The 5985-nt window shown below is 68.1% G+C and carries 5 protein-coding genes and 1 pseudogene; 1 reads left to right on the forward strand and 5 read right to left on the reverse strand.

The genetic code is table 11. The features are described 5' to 3' along the window. Positions 1-1784, reverse strand: a 1784-nt coding sequence (gene recC / locus WA965_RS06215; RefSeq protein ID WP_526447241.1) for an exodeoxyribonuclease V subunit gamma, incomplete at its 3' end; no start/stop codon positions are given. Between the two features lie 135 nt (positions 1785-1919). Next, entirely contained in the window at positions 1920-2663 is a 744-nt protein-coding gene (locus WA965_RS06220; RefSeq protein WP_526296965.1) for a DUF3060 domain-containing protein, read from the reverse strand. 124 nt (positions 2664-2787) lie between these two features. Between WA965_RS06220 and WA965_RS06225 the strand changes: the two genes are divergently transcribed. Further along, on the forward strand, positions 2788-3891 hold the full coding sequence (locus WA965_RS06225; protein WP_526296963.1) for an NAD(P)/FAD-dependent oxidoreductase: 1104 nt from the start codon (positions 2788-2790) through the stop codon (positions 3889-3891). Here WA965_RS06225 and WA965_RS06230 read toward each other — a convergent pair. The 3 genes and pseudogenes from WA965_RS06230 to WA965_RS06240 form a co-directional block, all read right to left on the reverse strand. Then, positions 3869-4861: a magnesium transporter CorA family protein gene (locus WA965_RS06230; RefSeq protein ID WP_526296961.1), complete on the reverse strand. Its 993-nt coding sequence runs from the start codon at positions 4859-4861 to the stop codon at positions 3869-3871. The genes WA965_RS06225 and WA965_RS06230 overlap by 23 nt on opposite strands. 99 nt (positions 4862-4960) lie before the next feature. After that, the gene (locus WA965_RS06235; protein WP_526296959.1) at positions 4961-5662 is read right to left on the reverse strand and encodes a crotonase/enoyl-CoA hydratase family protein; all 702 of its coding nucleotides are present in this window, start codon (positions 5660-5662) and stop codon (positions 4961-4963) included. Positions 5663-5755: 93 nt separating this feature from the next. Continuing rightward, positions 5756-5985 (reverse strand): annotated as a pseudogene (locus WA965_RS06240) (hypothetical protein); the annotation flags it as partial.

Here is a 5985-nt window from a genome sequence, read left to right on the forward strand (position 1 = left end):
GTGTCGGCATGCTGTCCGGCGGATGCCCGCACCCCGCTGAACTCGCGCTGCACCTGGCTGGCCTGCCACGCGTCGGCGTCGGCGACGGCGGTCAGCTCCGTGATGCCGCCGGCGAGCGCGGTCAGCCAGTCGCCCAGTGGCCTTGCCCCGGAGAGCGATTCGTTGACGGCGTGCAACCGCTCGATGTAGTCGGCGAGCCGGCCGGCCAGCTCCACCCGATTGCTGCCGACGTCGTCGAGCGGCAGCGTGGTGTCGAGCCAGGCGCGCGAGTCGTCGGACATCGCGACCCCGGCCAGAACCCGGTCGATACCGAACCGCCAGGTGTTCTGCACAAAATCGACGCCGTACGGGTGGCGGTGGACGGAGTCGAAGCCCCAGCGGATGTTGGCCTCGCGCACCCAGTCGCCGATGGTGTCGAGGTCGTCGTCGGTGAAGCCGAACCGGAACCGGACCGGCGCGGACTCGGCGAGATCGAGGATCTCACTGGCGGTCGCCCGACCGCCGGCGAGCGTCAGCAGCTGTGCTGCGACACCGAGCAGCGGGTTGGTCTGGGTCAGAGCCCGGTCGGCGAGCTTGACCCGCAGCCGGTGCGCGGGGTGCGCGCCCTCGACGACGTCGCCGAGGCCGAAGCCCGCGACGATCAGGGGTGCGTAGGTCTCGATGTCCGGGCACATGACCAGAATGTCGCGCGGCTCGAGCGTGGGGTCGTCGGCGAGCAACCCGAGCAGCACCTCCCGCAGCACGTCGATCTGCCGGGCCGGACCGTGGCTGCTGTGCACTTGCACCGAGCGGTCATCGGGGGACGCTCGCCGGCCGTCCGGCCTGACGGCATTGGCGGCGATGTCGGATTGCAGCCAGCCCAACAGGGATTCGGCACGATCGGCCGATCCGAGGCACTCGTCGGTCTGCGTGTCCTTCGGCAGGGTGCGCCGGAGTTCGCGTACGTCACGCCCGAGGGTGGCGAGCAGCGGATGACGCGCGTAGCGGTGGGACGTGTCGTCGCTGCGGGCGGTCACGCCGCGGACATCTTCGAGGGAGCGCCACAGCTCAGGGCTGGGATGTGGCAGCCACAGGTGCAGATCGTGGTGGGTGCTCAACGCGCCGAGCAACTCGATCTCGGTGAGCGGCAGCCGGGTGTGGCCGAACAGCGACAGCCTGTCGGGAAGATCGGTGGCGGAGTTCTGCAGTCGGGCAACGGTTTCGGCGTGCCGGAGGTGTGGCGGGTCGGCGTCGACGTGATCGAGGAGCGCGCGATAGAGCTCGGGTTGCCACTGCAGGTCCGGGTCGAGGTCGTCGGTGCGGCCGCCCAACCAGTCGACGAGAAGCTGTGGGCGCTGGCGGGCGTAGGAGGCGAACAGGCCGGCGAGCCTGCGGGCGACGGCGTAACGCCTGCCCTGTCGAAGCTCCTTCTCCTCGCCGACGGCGAAGTGGCCGAGGTGGGTGGCGAGCGTGGTGCACCATGGTTCGTCGAGTGAGCTGTCGATGACGTCGAGCAGCGGCCACACCATCACCTCCGGCGACCACGGGTCGTCGTCCGGCAGCCCGGTCAGTTCAGCGATCAGCGACGACGGATGCCGGAACGTCACGCCCGCACACACGCCGTCGTCGGCGACGCCCCGGCCCAGGACATGCGACAGCCGCTGGCTGAGCCAGCGCTCCATCCCGCGGGCGGAGACCAGGACGATTTCCTCGGCGAACGGATCGGGAAGCGGCGTGGCGAGCAACTCGCCGAGGCCGTCGGCGAGCAGATCGGTGCGGTCGGCGCGGTGGAGGTGAAGTGCCATCGGGCGTCAGCGCTGACCGGCGAGTCCCGGTGCTGGTGCGCGGTCGCTCATCGTCATCTCCCCTCACAGACAGGCCGACCTTATCTGCGGGCCCCGACACGGGACACCCGCGGCCGGCTGAACAGGCCGGGCGACTCAGCCCTGTTCGACGGTGTTGCCGGTGCCCGAGGTCGAGATCTCCGGGGTGCCGGCGCGGTAGGTCACCTGGTTGTCGAAGCCCGACGCGGTGATGCTCTGCGCGCTCTCGACGGTGATGACGTTGTCCATGCCCGACACTGAGACCCCGGCGCAGTTGCCCTGGATGTCGATGGTGTTGGTCATGCCGCTGATGTTCACCGTGCCCTGATTGCACACCACCGTCTTGGTCTGGTCGATGCCGCCGAAACTGAGGGTGTCGCCCGCTCCGACGGTGACCACCTCGCCGCCGGGGTCGAACGGGACCTCGATCTCGGGGATGTTGATGTCGACGTCGGGGACGTCGACGGGTCCCCCGCCGGAGATGCCGGGAGACGGTGGTCGCGGCGGCGAGTCGGTGCCCGGGCCGGCGAGGTTGACGAACGCGACGAGCCCGACCGCGCCGAAACCGATGATCCCGATGACCACCAGCGGTATCAGCCAGAGCATCGTCTGTGGGCGCTTGTGCACGACGTGCTGAGGAGGGGCGTAGTAGGGCGATCCGTACTGCGGTGATCCGTACTGAGGTGCTCCGTACTGGGGGTACGCGTCCGGCTGTGGGCTGTACGGATGGTGCGGCACGGGCACGTCCGCCGATGGAATCGCCTCGTAGGGACGGGTACCCAACTCGCTGGCCTGAGCCTGATCGGCGAGCGGACGCTCGAGGTCGCGGATACGCGCTTCGGGATCGCCCTCTGGCTCCATGCGCAGATGTTTGCACACCGGAACGCCCCAGCTCAACGGTTGCAGGCCGAAGGCGGATCTGACCTAAAGCTGACGATTGCCCGCGCCGCGGTTCAGGGGCGTGTCGGCGTGGTACCCCTGCGCCATGGTGGCACCGGGTTTCCTGGTCATCGGCAGTGGCCCGGCGGGTGTCAGCACTGCCGAGACGTTCCGCAGCAGGCACCGTCACATCCCGGTGCGCATCCTGTCGGCGGACGCGGCGCTGCCCTACGCGAAGCCATTGTTGATCAAGGAGTATCTGCGCGATCGTCAGGCCAACCTCGATCTGCACAGCGCCGGCTGGTTCGACCGAACCGACATCGATCTCATTCGTGGTGTGACGGTGGACCGCATCGACATCGATGCCCAGGAGGTGATCACCGCCGGCGGTGTGCATTACCCGTACTGGCACCTGGTGCTGGCATCCGGTTCGGCCACGGTTCCGCTGGACGTCCCCGGTTGGGACCTCGCGCAACCGCTGCGGTCCTTCGCCGACGCGGTGGCGTTGAAGATGGCAGCGCGGCACGCCCGGTCCGCGGTGGTGATCGGTGCGGGCCTGATCGGCTGTGAGGCGGCGACGTGCCTGGCCGGACTCGGGGTCGACACCACGGTCGTCGCGCCCGAGATCGTGCCCCTGCAGCGCAGATTCGGGGTGGACGTGGGCGAGCGGGTGGTCAAGATGCTCTCCGATGTCGGAGTCCGGTTCATCGGGGCCAGCACGGTGGCTGAGGTCGCGAACGCCGGTGTGGTGCTGACGACCGGGGAGACCGTCGACGGCGACGTCGTCGTCGCCGCGACGGGTGTTCAACCGGACATCCGCCTCGCCACCACCGCCGGACTGGCGACCCGCGACGGTCGCGTCGTCGTCGACACACACATGCGCACCTCGGCCCGAAACGTCTATGCTGCAGGCGATATCACACTCGCTCACAATGTCGCCGCGGGGCGCAGCGTCATCGCCGAACACTGGCGCGACGCGGCTCAGCAGGGGCTCGTCGCCGGGCTCACAGCGGCAGGGTTTCCGGCAGAGTGGGACAGAGTCTCCGGATTCACCTGTGTCATAGGTGAATTCACCCTGCATTACCGGGGCTGGAGTGCGCACTACGATTCGTGCAGACTGGTCGAGCGGCAGAACGGCTTCAAAGTGATCTACCAGGCTGCCGGTGGCATCGTCGGAACGTTGGATGCTACAGCCAGTCCCGCTTCTTGAACATCACGTAGAGCACGACCACCAGCACCGCGATGATCGCTGTGCTCGTCACGAAGCCGCCCACCGTGTCGATTCCCGGATACAGCACGTTCTGACCGTAGAAGCCGGTGATCGCCGTCGGCACGGCGATGATCGCCGCCCAGCCGGTGAGCTTCTTCATCACCATGTTCAAGCGGGCATCCTGTAGCGACAGGTTCGTCTCGAACACCGTTGTCACCATGTCGCGCAACGATTCCGTCCATTCCGAGACTCGCAGCACATGGTCGTAGAGGTCGGCGTACACCGGGTCGAGTTCGACGGCGGTCTTGGCGTCAATTCGGCGGTGCTGGATCACCGTCACCACCTCACGCATCGGCAGCACCACCCGGCGCAAGGCGACGAGGTCCTTGCGCAGCCGGAAGGTGTTGCGCTGCAGTCCACCTCGCGGGACCTGGTCGGCGAACAGGTCGTCCTCGAGGCTTTCGATCCCGTCGTCGAGGCACTGCACCGCGTCGAAGTGGCCGTCGACCACCACGTCGAGCAGGCCGTGTACCAGTGAACCGACGCCGTGTTCCTGACCGCCGAGTTCGTCGAAGCGCCGGGACACCGCGTCGATGTCGAACTCCGGCGACAGTCGCACCGTGATCAGCCCGCGCGGCAGGATGAACCCGGAGATCCGGTGGATCTGCAGCGTGGACTCCGCGGTGTCGGCCGGCGGGGGATTCTTGACCGTCACCTCGTACACGGTGAAGAACGTGTGCGTTTTGTAGACCACGGCCTTGGTGCGTTCGGCGTCGGCGAGGGCGTCCTCGACGGCCCACGAGTTGAGTTGCAACTCCTCGGCGAGTTCCTTGAGGATCGCGTGGTCGGGGTCGTAGATGTCGCACCACACCAACGTGCCTTCGGCGTCGAGGCATTCCGAGATCGACGAGAACTCGAAGTCGTCCTGGGGCTTGCCATCGCGCCAGATTCGGCCGCGGACGTGGGTCACCCGCTCATCATTGCAGCCTCGCGCCCCGCTGAGTGTGAAGCCAGGGCTGTGCTCAGGGCCGATTTCGCGACCAGGAATGCTATTCCGCGGGGGAGGGGCTTAGCTGAGGGTGAATTCTGTTGCCAAGCCGTCGATCCCGGCGCGGATGGCGGTCAGCGCCCCTTCGCGGGCCTTGAGCTTGGTGGCCAGATGCGCGCCGGCGTTCAGCGTCGTCGCCGCCTCCTGGGCCACCTGCTGGGCGCGTGCGAGCACCTGGTCGGCTTCGACGATCTCGTCGAGCCAGCCGGCGGCGATCGCCTCGTCGCCGACAAACGTCGACGCCAGGGCGGTGCCACGCTGGAACGCCGCCGGCGTCAGTCGCATCCGCATGATCTCGATGGCCGAGATCGGGATGGTCATGCCGATGGCAACCTCGATGGCCTGGCACCGTGATTTCGGCGCACCCACCCGGTGGTCGGCGGAGAGCAGCAGGAACGATCCCATCGCGATGGCGGGGCCGGTCGCGGCGATGATCACCGGCACCGGGAACGTCAGCGTCCGCACCGACAGTTCGAAGCCGCCGGCGAGCATCCCGAGTGCGGCGGCGGCATCCCCTGAGGAGAAGACCGCCAGATCGAACCCCCCGCTGAACACCCGGGAATTGCCGGCGAGGACCACCGCTTTGGCCGCGTCGGCCTCGGCCCGGTCCAGCGCCTCGTTGATCGCGGCCTGCATCGCAGGCCCCAGCACGTTGACCTTGCCGTCATCGAGGGTGATGGTGGCAACGGAATCCGCGAGTTCGTAGGAAACGGTGCTGGTCATGGGTCCTCCTGTCGCGCCGGGTCAGGCGGATCGAACCTAACAGCGTCACCGCACCCATCACCCAGCCGGGTTTGGCTTCGCGCACCGGGTTTCTCAGGAGGCGGCCGCGAGCATCGGCGTCGAGGGCGCTGACGCCAGGCGTTCGGAGCGGGCCTCCCACTCCGTGTCCGCCCACTGGATGCGGGCGGGCAGCCGCCGCCAGTACGACGGATGCACCCGCAGATAGCCCTCGACACTGGAGTGCACCGCCGCGTCGGGTGGAACTCTGCGCAGTGCCACCGGGTGCACGCTGCCGGCAAGGGCGGCGCCGGCGCAGGGTGCCG

It is taken from the genome of Mycobacterium sp., from assembly GCF_049683935.1.
In the GTDB taxonomy this organism is placed as follows: Bacteria; Actinomycetota; Actinomycetes; order Mycobacteriales; family Mycobacteriaceae; genus Mycobacterium.

Excerpts from the sequence above, each read along its gene's own strand:
- WA965_RS06220 (WP_526296965.1), bottom strand. The coding sequence starts at position 2,663 with ATGGAGCCAGAGGGCGATCCCGAAGCGCGTATCCGCGACCTCGAGCGT.
- WA965_RS06225 (WP_526296963.1), top strand. The coding sequence starts at position 2,788 with ATGGTGGCACCGGGTTTCCTGGTCATCGGCAGTGGCCCGGCGGGTGTC.
- WA965_RS06235 (WP_526296959.1), bottom strand. The coding sequence starts at position 5,662 with ATGACCAGCACCGTTTCCTACGAACTCGCGGATTCCGTTGCCACCATC.